General features: G+C 27.4%; 14 protein-coding genes and 1 tRNA gene. 3 read left to right on the forward strand and 12 right to left on the reverse strand.

All coding sequences use genetic code 11. The annotated features are described in order from the left end of the window. Positions 1-431: 431 nt before the first annotated feature. The 3 genes from bcp to ABDZ93_RS19380 all read left to right on the forward strand — a co-directional run bounded on the left by bcp (position 432) and on the right by ABDZ93_RS19380 (position 2,309). Positions 432-905, forward strand: coding sequence for a thioredoxin-dependent thiol peroxidase (bcp, locus tag ABDZ93_RS19370; RefSeq protein WP_343828164.1), 474 nt, complete (start codon positions 432-434; stop codon positions 903-905). 262 nt (positions 906-1,167) lie between these two features. Further along, positions 1,168-1,752: a chromate transporter gene (locus tag ABDZ93_RS19375; RefSeq protein WP_343828165.1), complete on the forward strand. Its 585-nt coding sequence runs from the start codon at positions 1,168-1,170 to the stop codon at positions 1,750-1,752. Then, on the forward strand, positions 1,749-2,309 hold the full coding sequence (locus tag ABDZ93_RS19380) for a chromate transporter (RefSeq protein ID WP_343828166.1): 561 nt from the start codon (positions 1,749-1,751) through the stop codon (positions 2,307-2,309). The genes ABDZ93_RS19375 and ABDZ93_RS19380 overlap by 4 nt, the downstream gene beginning before the upstream one ends. Here the strand turns inward: ABDZ93_RS19380 and ABDZ93_RS19385 are convergent. From ABDZ93_RS19385 to ABDZ93_RS19440, 12 genes are all read right to left on the reverse strand, one after another. Then, entirely contained in the window at positions 2,306-3,190 is an 885-nt protein-coding gene (locus ABDZ93_RS19385; protein WP_343828167.1) for a LysR family transcriptional regulator, read from the reverse strand. The genes ABDZ93_RS19380 and ABDZ93_RS19385 overlap by 4 nt on opposite strands. Positions 3,191-3,207: 17 nt before the next feature. Then, the gene (locus ABDZ93_RS19390; RefSeq protein WP_343828168.1) at positions 3,208-6,039 is read right to left on the reverse strand and encodes a VWA domain-containing protein; all 2,832 of its coding nucleotides are present in this window, start codon (positions 6,037-6,039) and stop codon (positions 3,208-3,210) included. 58 nt (positions 6,040-6,097) lie between these two features. Next, positions 6,098-7,885, reverse strand: coding sequence for a vWA domain-containing protein (locus ABDZ93_RS19395; RefSeq protein ID WP_343828169.1), 1,788 nt, complete (start codon positions 7,883-7,885; stop codon positions 6,098-6,100). Between the two features lie 11 nt (positions 7,886-7,896). Beyond that, positions 7,897-8,778 (reverse strand): DUF58 domain-containing protein, encoded by an 882-nt coding sequence (locus ABDZ93_RS19400; protein ID WP_343828170.1) that lies wholly within the window; start codon positions 8,776-8,778, stop codon positions 7,897-7,899. 1 nt (position 8,779) lies between these two features. After that, positions 8,780-9,763, reverse strand: a complete 984-nt coding sequence (locus ABDZ93_RS19405; protein WP_343828171.1) for an AAA family ATPase — start codon at positions 9,761-9,763, stop codon at positions 8,780-8,782. 14 nt (positions 9,764-9,777) lie between these two features. Continuing rightward, complete coding sequence (locus tag ABDZ93_RS19410; protein ID WP_343828172.1) at positions 9,778-11,319, reverse strand: pectinesterase; 1,542 nt, start codon at positions 11,317-11,319, stop codon at positions 9,778-9,780. Next, a complete protein-coding gene (locus ABDZ93_RS19415) occupies positions 11,316-12,185 on the reverse strand; it encodes an ABC transporter permease (protein WP_343828173.1) in 870 nt (289 codons plus the stop codon). Before ABDZ93_RS19415 ends, ABDZ93_RS19410 begins: the two co-directional genes overlap by 4 nt. A gap of 12 nt (positions 12,186-12,197) precedes the next feature. Beyond that, a complete protein-coding gene (locus ABDZ93_RS19420) occupies positions 12,198-13,124 on the reverse strand; it encodes an ABC transporter ATP-binding protein (protein WP_343828174.1) in 927 nt (308 codons plus the stop codon). Beyond that, positions 13,125-15,500 carry a hypothetical protein gene (locus ABDZ93_RS19425; protein WP_343828175.1) on the reverse strand — a complete coding sequence of 792 codons (2,376 nt, stop codon included), beginning with the start codon at positions 15,498-15,500 and terminating at the stop codon, positions 13,125-13,127. It lies immediately after the preceding gene. Positions 15,501-15,834: 334 nt separating this feature from the next. Beyond that, positions 15,835-16,560, reverse strand: coding sequence for a viral A-type inclusion protein (locus ABDZ93_RS19430; RefSeq protein WP_343828176.1), 726 nt, complete (start codon positions 16,558-16,560; stop codon positions 15,835-15,837). Between the two features lie 13 nt (positions 16,561-16,573). After that, positions 16,574-16,927, reverse strand: coding sequence for a hypothetical protein (locus ABDZ93_RS19435; protein WP_343828177.1), 354 nt, complete (start codon positions 16,925-16,927; stop codon positions 16,574-16,576). A 176-nt stretch (positions 16,928-17,103) separates the two neighbouring features. Next, positions 17,104-17,179: transfer RNA gene (locus tag ABDZ93_RS19440), tRNA-Phe, on the reverse strand. Positions 17,180-17,258 lie beyond the last annotated feature (79 nt).

Raw genomic sequence — 17,258 nt, forward strand, 5'->3', positions numbered from 1 at the left:
TTTTCTCTGTTTAATTTTCAAAGACCATTTGGTTTTCATTATCATCGATTACTTCCGACGACTCTTACTATTCTACTAGATAATTTCTTATCTGTCAACATTTTTTAAGAAGTTTTTTTCTTAATTTCTTGTTGTTTGTTGCCGCATCACTTAGCGACATGGATTATCTTATCATGATTTCAAATACCTAAAATTTTATTATTTGCCTACTAAATAAATAATATTCATCTATTACTATATTTTTCACCGAAATACTTCTTTTTTCTTGTATTGATACACCAGGACAAGTATCTTTATACCACATTACTATATATGGATATTAATCTTTTTTTCTAGCTTTACTATATATTTTAATCATGCTTAATGATATAATATTAATAATGAATATTAGTTAATTATTTTTATTAACTTTCCTTAGGAGGATGATAATAATGAATGATATATTAGAATTAAAAAAAGCACCTGATTTTTCATTAATAGGTAGTGATAACAATCCCCACTCCATTAATGACTTCTTAGGTAAAAATGTAGTATTGTATTTTTATCCAAAAGATAATACCCAAGGTTGTACAACGGAAGCTATAAGCTTTAGAGATAGCAAGGAAATATTAAATGAATTAAATACAGTTATTATTGGAATTAGTAAAGACAGTGTTAAATCTCATGAAAAGTTTATTGAGAAACAAGAACTTAACTTTCTTTTATTAGCTGATGAAGATAAATCTGTTTGCCAATTATATGATGTTCTAAAAGAAAAGACTATGTATGGTAAAAAGACTATTGGAATAGAAAGAAGTACTTTCATAATAAATAAAGATGGCTATATAGTTAAAGAATTTAGAAAAGTTAAAGTTCCAGGCCATGTAGATGCAGTAGTTAACTTTATTAAAGAAAATTTAGTATAGGTAATATGTTATTAATAAAACATTTAACTTATTTATCCATAATAAAAAGCAGCAAACCTTTATTTTAAACCAAAGGCTTGCTGCTTTTTTATTTCTAATCATATATTTAAACTTAAATTTTATTGTTTGTAATTATACATAAGTAAATACCTATCATAATGATAATATATATATATTTTACAAATATATTATTCCTATTTAGAATAAAAGTGAGAGAACAATTCGTACAATAACGAAAAATAAAGATAGGAGATTTAAAATCATGGAAAATACATCAAAAAAAGATTTAAAAGTATTATGGCAACTATTTAAATCAACCTTTTCCCTCAGTGCATTTACCTTTGGTGGTGGCTTTGTAATAGTGTCATTAATGAAAAAGAAGTTTGTAGAAGAACTTCAATGGCTGGATGAAAGTGAAATGTTAGATATTACCGCTATTGCTCAATCTTCTCCAGGTCCAATACCTATTAATGCATCAGTAATATTAGGATATCGTATGCATGGAATTTTAGGTTCACTTATATCAGTTATTGGGACAACTCTTCCACCTCTAATTATTATTTCTATAATATCTATGTTTTATCAGCAATTTCGTGATAACACCATTGTAGCTATTGCTCTTCAAGTAATGCGTGCAGGTGTCGCAGCTGTTATTTTTGATGTTGTTCTAAATCTTGCAAAAAACATAGTTAAAACTCGTAATGTAATGTATATAGCTATGATGTTTATTACATTTTTAATGACTTATGTATTTGGAATTAGTGCAATGACTGTTATTTTAATATGTGCTGGTATTGGAGTTATAAATCTTATTATAGATCTTAGAAAGGATGGTAACTGCATATGATTTTCAAGTTATTTCTAAGCTTTTTTAAAGTAGGACTGTTTAGTGTAGGCGGTGGCTATGCTGCTATACCTTTAATCCAAAGTCAAATTGTAGATATTCATCATCTAATATCTATGGAAGAGTTTGCTGATTTAATTACTATCGCAGAGATGACACCAGGACCTATATCTATAAACTCAGCTACCTTTGTTGGTACTCGTGTTGCAGGTTTACCTGGTGCAATAATTTGTACATTAGGTTGTATTTTACCAGCCTTCATTATATGTCTTACATTAGCGCATCTATACTATAAATATAGAAACTTTAAAGGTATTCAAACTATCCTTAGTAGTTTGCGCCCAGCTGTAGTTGCTCTGATTACATCAGCTGGACTATCAATTCTTACTTTAGCTTTATTCCAAGCAGAAAAATCTGCAATAGTTCTATCCAACTTTAGAATTATTGAATTCTTATTATTCATATCAGGAATTATAGTATTACGTAAATTTAAGGCTAATCCTATTTTAGTTATATTCGGGTCAGGAATTATTGGTACTCTTGCATACATGATATTTTAGATATCTAAATTAAGATTTTTGCAAACATCTAAAAAATTCTTCATCTGTTCAGATATAAACTTATCCTTATGATAAACTAAGCAAATATTTCTAGTAATATTAATATCTTTAATTGGAACTATCTTTAATTTTCCATACTGTAGTTCATTTTTAACCATAATACTGGATAATATAGCTAAACCTTGACCTGCTATTACTGCATTTTTGATGGCTTCAGTATTGGTACTATTCCATTTTACATTTACAGAAATATTTTGTTCATTTAGTAACTGCTCAAAAATATTACGATCTCTACTGCCTTTCTCCCTAGCAATGACATCTTTATTCTCTAGTTTATCTATAGTAATCTCCTTTTCATTTGCAAAAGGATGACTTTCTCCACATACTAATACCAATTTATCTTTATAAATTGGTATTTTTATTATATCTGAACTTATAGTCTCGCCTTCTATAATTGCTAAATCCAAGGTACTGTTTAATAACATATCTTCAATAACTGTGGTGTTATTAATTATAACCTTTGTAGAAACTCCTGGGTTCCTTCTCTCAAATTGAGTAACTATTGGACATAGAAGACATGTTCCTACAGTTACAGTACCGCCTATTCGTAAGCATATATTTTCACCAGCATTTTTAATATCAACTTCCATTTCTTTAAATAATCCTACAATATGACGAGCATACTTCAGTAGTCTTTCTCCACTATCTGTTATATAAAGTTTTTTAGATAACCTTTCAAATAGCTTAACTCCATAATAACTTTCTATATCGGCAATGGCTTGACTGACGGATGGCTGTGATATAAATAATTGTTCTGCTGCTAGCCTCATTTTACCACAATCAGCAACGGTTATAAAAATCTCCAAATGTCTTATAGTCATTATGAGTACCTCCTAATTTAATCTTCATTTCTCTCACGCTTCTTTTTTAATAACTCACCTGTATTTAATACAATATTTCCATCTTTTGATTTCATCCTATTAAGTCTATCTTTATATGAGCTTCTATGTTTTATTTTAGATTCTTTATGTTTCATATCTAAATTATTATTTTTAAGATCATTTTCTACTGCTTCTCTAAGTACAAGTTCATCTGCTTTATATTTCTTAACTACATTATCAACTTTTCCATACTCTTCTTTTTTATATATTCTTTCTCTTATATTAATAAACAATTGCTTATTTAAATATTTTTTTAGGCCTAACCTTCTATAAGTTATATCAAATAAAAATAATAACATAGCTATTATTAATAATAAATTGCTTATATTTTTTTTAGTATAACCCTTATTGCTCTTTATCTGATATATATCCTCTGCAGAATTTATAACTTTTCCTTCAGTATCTTCCACTAAAGCTAATAAACTATTAGATTGTTCCTGAAATTTATATTCAGGAGAATATTGATATGCAAATCCTCCTAATTGACTAGCTATAGTATTACCTTGTAACTCTTCCGTAATGTTAAAACTATAAAATCCTAATTCACTTATAGGTACTCGGCCTTCATATTTACCAGGTGATACTTCTTTTAGTTCAAATTCTGACGTGGTATTTCCTTCAAAGGTATACGCTCCTTTAACCTTCTTATTATCATCATGATTATTGGTCTCATATTGTACTTTAGCACTACTTCCTTCCTGTGTAATACTTAAATTGCCACTATTATCATAATCAATCATTGTCCATGATATTATATTACTAAAAAGTTGTGGTGTTTTATCAAAGGCTAATAATTCTTTACTCCACTGTCCATTTACATCTGAAGTAAAAGATACTACTCTTCCGATACCATATTGCCATGCTGCTAAAACTGGTTCATCCATATGAGACGTCATTATTTCTATAGCTGTATTTTTTATAGACGTACCTACATAACCAAAAAGAGATGGAAATTTTCCTTCTTCTATAATATTATTTAAAATATCATGGTGAGCAGATATCTTAGGAGTAAACTCTTCATTTATTAAATATTCCCTGGTAGATATTAATATTTCATTTGCAAATATTCTTGGGACATCTGTATATATATCACTATGATAGTATCTACCCCCAGCATTAGCACTTATCCATTCTAATAATTGATTATTACTATCAGTACCTATAGACACTGTAGACAAAGTTATTTTATCCTTCTTAATATCATTTACTAAAGTTTTATATTCATTTTGTCCCATACCATCTTGTCCATCTGTTAATAGTATTATATGTTTTATTTTTGCACTGCTTTCCTTTTGCTTTTGATAAGCTTCATTTAGTGCTGAATATATAGAAGTTCCACCTTCTGCTATAATACTATTAATTTTATCAGAAACCTCTTCTATATTAGATAGCTTTTGCATAGGTACTACCCAGCTATACCCTGTATTAAAAGTTACTACCCCTATATTATCAGTTTCTCTTAAATTATCTAAAGATCTAATTGCTGCCTCTTTTGCTAAACTAATTTTACTAAAACTTCCCTGGTCTGAAGATAACATACTAGATGATCTATCTAATACTAAAGTTAAAGATATCTCCGGAATTTCATTTTTTCCTTTTTTGTCAGAGCTAACAGGAAGTATATCTTCAAAAACAGAATCCTTATATCCCCCTAAAGCATAAGAATTATCTCCTCCTGTAGTTATAATTGCACCACCATAATCTTTTACATAGCTTTCTACGTTATCTAAAAACCCCTTAGGTAAATCGTCTATATGGGTATTACAAAGAAATATTCCCTTATATTCTATAAGTTCATTTATAGATCTAGGTGCAGCACTAGGATTTATAATAGTATAACTACTACCTATAGCCTTTAAATTTTCTTCAAGCCCCTTTCCTTCACCAGCTTTTCCTTGTATTACTAGAATCTCTGGTTTCGAAACTATATTAGTGTATGTTGTATATTCATTATTATATGATATTCCATCATTTTCTGGCTCTATAACTACTTTATATGGTTTAAAACCACCTTTATGTTGAATATCTTTAAATAAAAATGTATTCTCGCCCTTTTCTATATCAATTTCTTTTTCACTTTTTTTTTCTCTTCCTGAATATATTGATATCTTTGATTTCGTCTTAATATTAGATTTAATATTTGCAGTTACAGAAAATTGTTCTCCTATAGCTACTTTGTCAAGTATATCTATATCTTCTATATATACATCTTCTACTTGTTCACTATCTATTTTATATACTTGAAAGTCAACCTGATTATCCCTAAAATAAGTGGATGTTTCTAATAGATCACCCTGATTTTCCTTTCCATCTGTAACTAAAACTATTCTCTTATAGTCACTATCCTTAAATATATTTAAAGAAAATTTTATTGCTTCTTCTATATTAGTAGTATTACCAATTGGAGAAGTTTGAATATCATTGAAGCCTTTTGAATAGGTAAGGAACTGTTCTATCTCTTGATTTTCGCCAAAAGTAACTATTCCTATTTTATTATTTGACGGTGAAGCTTCTATAGCATTTTTAACAAACACCTTTGTTTCATCTTTATAATTACTCATACTATGAGATAAATCCAATAAAAATATGGTCGATGAATCCTTTGTCCTAAAGCTTATACTTATGTTACACATAGCAAGTATAAGCATTGTTACAATAATAACTCTATTTATATTAATAAAACTGATATTTTTTTCTTTATATTTAATCTTTTTAGATATAAAGTACATTGTCATAAGAATTATCGGTATTAAAAATAATAAATATATTTTTTCAATTTCAAAATTCATTCTTCCCCTCCTTTCTAGTGACTACTTAACTTAAAAAACTTTATTTATAATATATATCTTAATATCCCTTATTATATAAAACCCACTCTACAATAATTAAAAGCATAATTAAACTTATTATATAAGGTGTTATATTTAACATTCCTTTTATACTACCCTTGTTATTAGATCTAGCTTCTATATTTTCTATAGTATCATCCATTATATTTCCTTCCTCACTAGATGGAAAATTAACAGAGAATATTTCATTAAAACTATGGTTACTGTCTTCTACATCATAAACTCCAAGCTCTAAATTTTCCTTTAATATACTATTATTCTCAATAGTATGCACTCTTCCACTCGGAGTAGTTAAAATTAATTCATCATATTCTGAACTTCCATTTATTTTTATATCCTCTCCACCAATATAATTACTATTAACTATATTGCTTTCTATAAGCTCTTCACATATATAATCAATAAGCATAGGGAACTCTGCTTTAAGTGGCAAATCAGTATCATGAAAATCAAAATCTACTACAGCAACTTTCTGATTATTATGTTTCCCGAGAAATAATACAGATTCATTTCCTACATTTATTAAAGACTTTGCCCATGACGGCATATCAGTCTTTTTTATTTTAGATGCTATGAAAGTCATATCCTGAAGGTATTTAGGTATATCTTCACTAACTACCACTGCTTCTCCTCCAGCTTGTTCACCTAATACACTAAATAAATTATTTTCTGCTGGATTAACTATTAAAATATTACCATTATGAGGCATATATTCACCTAAGATTCCATCAAAAATATATAAATTATATCTATCCTTTTCAGATATATTAGTTATATCATTAGTTTTTATTACTTCTGCATTACTAACTACAGATAAAGCTTTCTCTAAAAAAACATTTTTATTACTTACAAGCAATATTTTTTTATCATCATTATTCTTCATTACATGATAAAATGTATTATCCTCTAATATGGCATCATTTCCTGATATTTTACCTTTTAAGTAATCTATATCAGTATCTTCAATATTAAAATCAAGAGTAACCTCTTCCCCTTTTTTTAATTCTAAGGAAGCAGCTTCTAGCAAGTCATTTTCTCCATAAAGATAAAAATCACCACTATAATCCTCATTCCCTCTATTTGTTATGGTTGTTATTATTGATATATTGCCATTTTCTCTTTTATGCCCAATATTATCTATTGATATATTAGATTTACTTTTATCTAAATAAATTATTTGTCCATTTATATCTCCTATGTCTAATTCTTCATCAGTTATAAATAATACCTCATAATTTTCTAGTTCCTTAGTCATAGATTCAACTAATTTTAAAGAATTCTTTAAATTCCCTGGATTAAAACTTTTAGTTATACTGTCAATTTTATCTTTAACTAAGCTCTTATTTTCTGATGATGTAACTAATGCTTTCGCATCTTTATCTGCTGTAATAATAGATATCTTGGTACCATTAGCACAAGAATCTATATATTCTTTAGCTATAGCTTTTCCTCTATTAATACAGGTTTCATCCTCATTTATACCTAACATACTAGCTGAATTGTCTATTACTATTATTACATTACTGTATTCTTTACCAAAAAATCTTAGAAATGGATTCATAAGAGCTAATATAATTAGTAATATAATCATTATTTGAAGGAATAACATGATATTTTTTTTTAATTTTTCAAAAGGACTATTAACTTCTAATGTTTTATAAATTTCTTCCCAAAATATTGATGATGACACTGAGAGATCCTCAGATTTTTCCTTTAAAATATATAATAAAATTAAAAAGGGTATGGTTGCTAAAAAAAATAATGGCCATATATTCAAAAAGCTCATAAATTTCCTCCTTACCCTAAAAGTTTATGATTAAATAAATCTGTTAAAATTATTTTCTCTATGTCCTCTTCTGAATTTACCTTTATAAAAGTACCACCATACTTTTTAACTAGACCTCTTACCATATCTTCATGTTCTTTTATCCTAGATTTATATAGTTTTAATACCTTTGGTGTTATTGATACTTTAACTTCATCCTTAGTCTCTATATCTATAATATTCTTAGTTCCCATAAACTCAGGATTTCTTTCTTCTTCACATAATATTTGTATAAATACCACCTGTTGTTTTTTGTAAGTAAGATACTTCACTATTTCTTCTATTTCTTTTTCTCCATTAGAAATCAAAAAATCTGATATTAGAATAAACATACCTATACTAGTGAATCTATTTTTTAATATAGTTGATTTTAGATTTGTTTTACCACTAAATTCTAAGCTTTCTAATCCACTTATTATCTTTATAAAAGATTCTTTTCCTCTTGACATGTTAAATAGTTCAGTTCCTTCTTCTTTTAACGCACCAATTCTTACACTATCAAGATTATTAATAGCAATATAACTTATTGATGCTGCTATTTTTAAGGCCATGTTACCTTTATTAAATTCTCCAAAGTCCATAGACTTGCTACAATCTATAAATATATTAAAATTACCTTCTCTTTCTTCCATGAAAAGTTTTACAAACAATTTTTCAAATCTTCCATAGGCATTCCAATCTATCCTTCTAAAATCATCTCCATATACATACTCTCTAAAGTCTGAAAACTCTACTGAAGTTCCTCTAGCTTTAGATTTCCTTCCTCCTTGAGTTCCTTTAGATAATTTAAGATTTAATTTTATACTAATATTGTTTAGCTTTTTAAAAAATTCTTTATCAAATCTACTGTTCATTTTACGTTACCTTCAAACTTTTAATAACTTCTTTAATAACCATATCAGTAGTTATACCTTCTGATACAGCTTCAAAATTAAGAAATATTCTATGTCTTAACACTGCATATGCAATATTATTTATATCTTCAAAAGCCACATTAAGCCTCCCCTTTAAAATAGCTTCTACTTTAGAACCATTAAAAAGACCTTGAGCTCCTCTTGGGCTTGCTCCTACTTCTACATATTTTTTTACAAATTCATTAGAATATTCACTTTCAGGATGAGTAGCTAAAATGAGTTTTAATGCATATTCTTTAACCGCCTCTGCCATTGGTACTTCTCTTACAATAGACATCATAGATAATATATCTTCACCTGTAAGTATACCTTCTAAATTCACATCATTATTAGTAACTGTAATATCCATAATACCCCTTAATTCATGTAAAGATGGAAAAGCAACCTTTAATTTAAATAAAAATCTATCCATCTGAGCCTCTGGAAGAGGATAAGTTCCCTCCATTTCTATTGGATTTTGTGTAGCTAAAACCATAAATGGACTTGGTAAATCATAAGTTGTTCTTCCTACAGTAACAGTTTTTTCTTGCATGGCTTCCAAAAGAGCTGATTGAGTTTTAGGAGTGGCTCTATTGATTTCATCTGCTAAAATTAAATTTGCAAATATAGGTCCTTGCTCAAACTTAAATTTAGTTTCATCCTTATCTTTAACAATAAGGTTTGTTCCAACTACATCTGCTGGCATAAGATCCGGTGTGAATTGAATTCTAGAAAAGCTTAACTTTAGAACCTTAGAAATAGTTTTAACTAGTTGAGTTTTACCAAGTCCTGGTACTCCTTCTAGAAGTATATTTCCTCCACATAAAATGCCTATTAAAACCTTTCTTATTGCATCCTTTTGACCTATGATGCCCTTGGATATTTCACTTTCACATTTATTTATTTTTTCTACAGTATCTTCTATTAATTGTTTATTTATCTCCATCTTCCACCTCATACTTATTTCAATTCTTCAAAGTATTTTTTTATTAAATCTTGCAGTGATTTTGGTATTGGTTTATTTTTAAGTCCTACTATCTCACTGTTAGAATATTCATGAATAATTTTTTCATAGTCTATAGAATCTCCAGCTATATTTACTCCATTCTCCGTAGTTATACTTTGAGAATCTCCACCTTCTGATATATTCCCTCTTAAATTATCATCATTGCCTGTAGCTCTATTAGGAAGGAATACTTTTTCACCATTGTTAAGTTTTCCTTCTCCATTTTCTTTATTTCCAGTATCCCATCCACTTCCATTTCCCGAACCACTACCACTTCCCTGGCCTGAGTCATTGCCGTTGCCTTTTCCATTGCCCTGACCGTTTTCTCCATTTCCACCTTGATTATTTTGTGCACCAGTGCCATTATTGCTATTTCCATTATCCGCATTGATAGAATCCATATTTAAACTTATCAAAGTATTTTCTAATTTGCTAAGATCTATGTTTCCACTACTAATGGATGCTGCTGTAGAAGATAGTACACCTTTTAAATTTTCATCTGATATATTAGCAGCTATATTATCAAGATTACTTGAAATTTCTTCTTTCTCTTCATCTTTTAAATTCTTTAAGCCTTCTTCCAGCTTATCTAAAGCTTCTTTAATTTTCTCTTCATCCTGAGAATTTATAGCTTCACTAAGCTCCTTCATTTTATCAATTTTAGAAAACTCATTAGCTATTTTATTTAAAATAGCTAATTTCTTATTTGTTTGTTCTTTATTTAGATTTAATTTTTTCATAATATTCTGTATTTTATTTTTACTATCGACACTATCAAAATTTTTTTCTATATTGTCTAGTTTTTTCTCCAGCTTATTTAAAGCTTTTTCTGTATCTAATTTGCTTTTACTCTTCTTTATTTCATCTACAGACTTATCTAACTCCTTTACTATATCTAACTTATCTTCCACTAATAGCTCTTTGCTACTATTAGTGTCCTTTTTCTCAGCCTTTACTTTTTCCATTACTTCTTTATTAATTTTCTTAATCTTTCTAATCTCTCTAGCTTGGTTTTTAGCTGTAGTTGGAATACATATGGTTATGATCAAAACCGTTAAAGCAGCTATTAACTTATATAGATTCTTTCTTTTTATATGAAATGATGTAATTTTAGAAATCTTAATTTTTTTTATTACTTCTATGGTATCTTCCTTCTGTGCATTTGATATGCTATCATCTTTATCTATTAACTCTAGTGAAGTAATTAATCTCTCATCAAGGCCTTTAGAATCTAGCTTAAGAGCTATCTTTTTATTATCAGGCCTAACTTTATATAAATATATAAATGTATATATAATCATAGATATTGTTAATGTAATAATACATACTTCAAATAAATTATATATGGGTATAAATAACCCTAATATACTTACCATAGAGCAAAAACCTAATGCCACTATTAGTGACACTAGTAAATTCTCTATAAATATAATTAACCTTATTCTTGTTCCACCTTTTTTTATAAACTTTCTAATTTGTTTGTCTAGATTATTCATCTTCTCACCTTAATAATTGATTTTCTTACTGGATTTAACCTCCATGCTGAAAGTAGTATTAGCAATACTGTTACTATTCCTTGATTAATTAAAGATATAATAAATATTTTATTTAAATTCATATATGTTATTATATTGGGAGCAAAGTGTGAAATTCCATTTTGTTTAATTAGAATATATATAAACTCAATAGTTGGATTTATATAAATCCAAAATGGTAGTGTAATTTTAAATGTTGATATAGTATTATTAGATATTGCGTTATAATAATCTCTACTAATCATAACAGCACCTATTATAATAGTCCCAATTACAATAAATATAACCGTTAATATACTTGCCACTGTTGAAGATTTTGAGGTCTTAAATATAGTGGACATAAATATTCCTATAGATCCCACATATATAGTTGTGCTTATAAAAAATATGGTTAATATTATTAATTCTTTAAAACTAGTACCTCCAACTAAAAAATTTATGGCATATATTGGCATAGTACTAACAATTAGTAAAGCAACTTTAGTTACCGTTGACATTAATTTTCCTACCACTATCTTCATGGGTGACAGATTAGTTGAAAGTAAAATATCTAATGTCTGCCTTTCTCTTTCTCCCGTTATTGATGTGGATGTAAGTACAGGCACTATAAGCATCAATAGTACCGCTTGCCCACAGGCTAAAGCAAAATTAAGTATTGTAAAGTTGCTTAAATCTATTCCCATACCATTTCTATCACTATTTATGAAATAATAAGCCCACATAGCTACTATTGAAAGTATTCCTACATATAACATAACCATTAAATTAAATCTGAAGGTTCTAACCCCTACCTTGCTTTCATTTTTCAATATAGGATTAATTTTCATAATTCTTTCCTCCTACTTAGATTCCTTTTCAGTAATCTTTATGAACACATCCTCTAGATTTTCACTAACTTGAGTAAAGGAAACAACAGGTATATCCTTTAATACCAAAGTCCTAATAGTATTAGATATTTCTACTTCCCCGCCATTGAAGAATACTGTTAGCTCTCTTGAATTTTCTTTTATATTAGTTACATAAGGAAGCTCACTAAGTATAACCTTTGCTTCCTTAGCTTTATCTCCTACTATTATTTTTAATGGATTAGCACTACTCATTCTAGTTAGTAAAGTATTTATACCACCGGAGTATATCAAATTACCTTCTTCTATAATCCCAACTGATGTACAAATTTCATTCATTTCAGAGAGTATATGAGAACTTATGATGACTGTCTTATCCATATCTTTGAGATTTTTCAGAATACCTTTCATCTCAAACCTAGATCTAGGATCCATTCCTGAAGCTGGTTCATCAAGAATTAAAAGTTCAGGATTGTGTACTAAACTTCTTGCAAGACAAAGTCTTTGTTTCATTCCTCTAGATAATCCATCTACATACATATCTTTTTTATCTTTTAAGTTAACTAATTCTAGTAAATCCATTACCAAGTCTTTTGATTCTTTTCCTACGATTCCATAAATAGATGCATAAAACTCCATATACTCTATAGCTTTAAGATTCTCATAAGAACCGAAGAAATCAGGCATATATCCTATTTTTTCTTTTAATTTTTTATTATCCTTTAAAGCATCTATTCCATCTACATATATTTCTCCACCATCAGCAGGTAATAATCCAGCAATAATTTTCATAGTTGTACTTTTACCTGCTCCATTAGGACCAATAAATCCAAATATATCTCCCTTTTTTAGATGCATATCTAATCCATTGACTGCTTTATGTTTACCATAAAACTTTTCAAGATTTATTATAGTTAACATCTACTTCACCTTACCCTTCACAGAAATATCTGGAACCTTAGTCCATTCTTCATTATTACCATGAATTTTAATCTTAATATTTCCATCTAAGATGTAGTCTTCTATGTTAGTTAAGTTTAGCTCATCATCAAAATTTAATACTTCATAATCCTTAATCTTGTAATTATAAATTTTATATTCACCCTTCATTTGAGAACTACCTTGAGAGTAATTCTTTTTAAAATTAATACTTTCTATAACTACATCATCTTCTTGTAATTGATAACTAAGTGTTAATTCTAAATTTCCACTTATAGCTCTTTCATTAGGATCATAATATCCGTCCACATTACTTTGTTCCAATATATATGGTACAAAGTAACCATATGGATATTCTATAGTCCCATTTTCTGACTTATAATTAATATTTACCTCATTAATAAATATAGTATCATTTTTAACTAAAGGAGCTTTACCATTTACTTTTAAATCATATTCTACATCCTTTTCTGTTACAGCAATTAGCTTAGACGTAGCTCTATTGTTTTCATATACAGAATTATTATATGCATAATCTAATAACTCACAAGTTCTTAATTCGTATTTTGTACCATCCTTATTTTTATTACTATTATTATAGTTATCATTTCTAATATTACTAGTTATTTCAAAAATATTTAATGCTGAAGTAAATTTATCACTATCTTCTACAGATATCTTTTCACCATTAGCTAAACTACCTAAGTCCCATACTTTATATGGAGTCATAACTACTAACTTTTTAATATCACAACCTAGATTATTAATAACATATCCTGTTAACTTTCCACTAGAAAATCTTAGCTCTTGCTCCAAAGGTTCAAATCTAATATTCAAATTACTAACCTTGAAAATTTCTGGACTAAATGAAGACACCTCATCAAAATTATAGTATGTCTTGTCCCCTTCTTTTATTATATTCAACCTCATAGTAGCATTTTCATTGCTATTATAATTGCTATATCCATAATAACCCATATTATTTTCTATAAAATTTAAATTTACATCCTTTGGCTCTTCTATTACCATTTTTCTACTTTTAGCTGTTAACACACCTAGATAACTCTCGGTCTTTGTTTGTCCATCTAAATCTACCGATACAATATTTACTTTATTAGCTATAATATCTTGAACCCTTGAGTTACTACCTATAAAGTATATAAGAACTGTAAATCCAATAGATATTATAGGTATTAATAGCCATACATAATCTCTTTTATTTAATCGCTTCAATACAATATATATTAGTACTCCTATAATTAATATATATATTATAAATAGTATTACCATGAGCTGAAAAGATGGCAACTTTACATCCTTGACTTTACTTAATAATGAATTTAAATTCCAAAAACCTTCTTCACCTCTATTAATTCTATTATTAAAATCTGATGTTATTTCTCCCCAGATTAAATTATTTTCACTAAACTTTGAAATTTTTTCTGTAGACAAGTCCCATGGAAATACAATAATCTGTCCATTTTTTTTAATAACTTTACTTATAATACTATTATTCTCAAATAAACTTATAGAATCTTCAATATTCATATTCACTGCTAATACATTTACATTGCTTTCTCCAATACTTATATCCCGTGATATAGCTTCAGAAAAAGTACCATTTATAATTTTATTATTAATACCACCTATAACCTTTTTGTAGTTCTCTCCCGTACCAACTACTAAAGTTCCTCCATTAGATATCCATTGATTAAGCTTATTTAGATTATCTTCTGTTAATTTTAGCGTATCATAATTATTTATAATTATCATATCAATAATATCTAAAGACTTAGAATTTTTCTCTATAATTTCTTCTGATATACTAACTGGAATTAACTTTTTATTCTCCATACTAGAATTATTATTTATATTTATACTAGATATATAATTTAAACCATTAAAATCATCAGTTAATACTCCTACTAATATATCTCCTTCATTTAACCTCCCTTTATTAACGTTGATTATTTCTTCATGTACAACTTCATTATTATCGGTAATTAACCTCACCTTAAACTTATTCACAACATTTATGTTGTACCACAAACTCTTAGTTGTGTTTTCAGCAATATTTATATTTTCAGTATTTAAGTCATATTTATTTGTATCTGGAACTAATGTCTCAATTTGTATCTTACCCTGAAATTCCACTCCATTGTTAGTAATCACTAAATTGATAGGAGTTTTACTATTAACTTTATATCTTCCATCTACCCCATAAGAAGCTTTTAAATTTATGTTATATTTATTATCTACTGCACTCGCTATATTGTAATTAAAAATAGTAAAGATAAATATTATGCTTAATATAGCCAATATGAATCTTGATTTTATTAATTTACATTTTAAAATCATTAATTTACCCCCTAATTAACCTAGATATATATACATATTAATTATTTTCAATTTTAAATATCAAAATCCTCTAATGTATTTAAATAAAATATGATAATTTTTTTATCTTATTTTATTACACAATTAATTTTAACATAATTTAATTAGTAAAATTATTACAAATACCTTACAATTTATTAAAACATTCCTTACAACTTATTTACGAAATTATTTATTGAAAAACCTATATGGAATACATAATTGCATTTATTTAAAAATTCTTTTTAAAATAAGCTTTAAAAAGAAAATGTAGATAGGTTTTATTAGTATAACCTATCTACATTGATATTTATCTTTAATTTTCTTGTAATTCTTCTTCAGCTTTTTTCTCTTCTGTTTTGCTCTTTTCTAATTTATCAATTTCATTATCAATTTTATCCTTCATACTATTAGCATTTTTATTTATGTTTCCTATCTCATTTGCTATCTTATATTCTAAATTTAATATACCTCTGCTTAAGCTAGCTAATTTTTTATTACTATATGAATTAGAATTATCATTAGGTACAATATAACCTGATTCAACTTTAAGTCTATTTTTTATATCTTTTAATCTATTTATGTTTTCAGTAGAATGACTTATCTCTATTAATTCATTCAAACTAGCAGATATTATAACTCCATCTTTCACTTCATCTTCATTTACTTTATTCTTTTCAGCTTCCACTTTTTTTGCTTCAAGTTCCTCTTTTTTCTTATCTATTTCTTTTTGCTTTTCATTCATCAACACTTGTTGTATTTGAGCCTCTACTTCTTGAATTTTACTATTTATTTCTTCCATTTTATATTTCTTTTCTTCTGGGCTCATCTGTTTTTCTCTTAAAGTTTCCTTTTGATCTAAAAATCCTTTTTTTATCTTTTCAAGATTATTAAGTAGCTTACTTAGACTATTATTATTATTCAATTTTAAATTTTTGCTTTCTTTTTTATCTTCATCCACCTTAATATTTTTAAACAAGGAACTTGTTTTGTTAACACTATTATTTTGTGATATATTTATTCCCATTGCATTTATTTTCATTTTCCTTATCTCCTTATTTATTTATAATGGTATTTAAAATTTCTTCTTCTTTATCTATACATTCTCTGATTTCTAGGTTATTTAATAACTTTTCCTTTACAACTTCCGATATTATTCTATTTTCATTCATTAGATCAGTTAAGCTCTCAGCTACTATGATATCCTGCTCTATGTTATTATTTTTATCTACTTTTTTTATTTTTTCTTTAGTAGGTTGTTTTTTAAATTTATTTAATTGCTCCTTAAAGTTTTTGTTTTTGTCATTATTTAAGTCATCATTAATTCTATTTGATTTATTAAGTTTTTTAACTTTTCTATTTCCATAAATTGCAAGCTTTTCAGTATCAAGATACATTCTGTCTACCATAATACTCTCACTCCTATCAAATTCCCTTACTTAATTATCGTATTCTTATATTTTATATTAATAGAATAATTATCCAAAATATTATAATAAATAAAATTTAATTGATTTATACTATAGCTTATATTTAATTATAAAAATACAATAAAAAAGAACCTAGATTATAAAATCTAGGTTCTTGGTGGCTCGAGCAGGAATCGAACCAGCGACACGAGGATTTTCAGTCCTCTGCTCTACCGACTGAGCTATCGAGCCACGTTAAAAACCTGGCAACAACCTACCCTCCCACACAGCTTCCCATGCAGTACTATCGGCCTCTTGATGCTTAACCTTC

The sequence above is a fragment of the Clostridium subterminale genome (assembly GCF_039521425.1).
Lineage (GTDB): Bacteria > Bacillota > Clostridia > Clostridiales > Clostridiaceae > Clostridium_J > Clostridium_J subterminale.

Coding starts and splice junctions, on each gene's coding strand:
- ABDZ93_RS19385 (WP_343828167.1), bottom strand. CDS start 3,190: ATGACTATAAGACATTTGGAGATTTTTATAACCGTTGCTGATTGTGGT.
- ABDZ93_RS19405 (WP_343828171.1), bottom strand. CDS start 9,763: ATGGAGATAAATAAACAATTAATAGAAGATACTGTAGAAAAAATAAAT.
- ABDZ93_RS19430 (WP_343828176.1), bottom strand. CDS start 16,560: ATGAAAATAAATGCAATGGGAATAAATATATCACAAAATAATAGTGTT.
- ABDZ93_RS19375 (WP_343828165.1), top strand. CDS start 1,168: ATGGAAAATACATCAAAAAAAGATTTAAAAGTATTATGGCAACTATTT.
- ABDZ93_RS19390 (WP_343828168.1), bottom strand. CDS start 6,039: ATGAATTTTGAAATTGAAAAAATATATTTATTATTTTTAATACCGATA.
- bcp (WP_343828164.1), top strand. CDS start 432: ATGAATGATATATTAGAATTAAAAAAAGCACCTGATTTTTCATTAATA.
- ABDZ93_RS19380 (WP_343828166.1), top strand. CDS start 1,749: ATGATTTTCAAGTTATTTCTAAGCTTTTTTAAAGTAGGACTGTTTAGT.
- ABDZ93_RS19395 (WP_343828169.1), bottom strand. CDS start 7,885: ATGAGCTTTTTGAATATATGGCCATTATTTTTTTTAGCAACCATACCC.
- ABDZ93_RS19420 (WP_343828174.1), bottom strand. CDS start 13,124: ATGTTAACTATAATAAATCTTGAAAAGTTTTATGGTAAACATAAAGCA.
- ABDZ93_RS19410 (WP_343828172.1), bottom strand. CDS start 11,319: ATGAATAATCTAGACAAACAAATTAGAAAGTTTATAAAAAAAGGTGGA.
- ABDZ93_RS19400 (WP_343828170.1), bottom strand. CDS start 8,778: ATGAACAGTAGATTTGATAAAGAATTTTTTAAAAAGCTAAACAATATT.
- ABDZ93_RS19425 (WP_343828175.1), bottom strand. CDS start 15,500: ATGATTTTAAAATGTAAATTAATAAAATCAAGATTCATATTGGCTATA.
- ABDZ93_RS19435 (WP_343828177.1), bottom strand. CDS start 16,927: ATGGTAGACAGAATGTATCTTGATACTGAAAAGCTTGCAATTTATGGA.
- ABDZ93_RS19415 (WP_343828173.1), bottom strand. CDS start 12,185: ATGAAAATTAATCCTATATTGAAAAATGAAAGCAAGGTAGGGGTTAGA.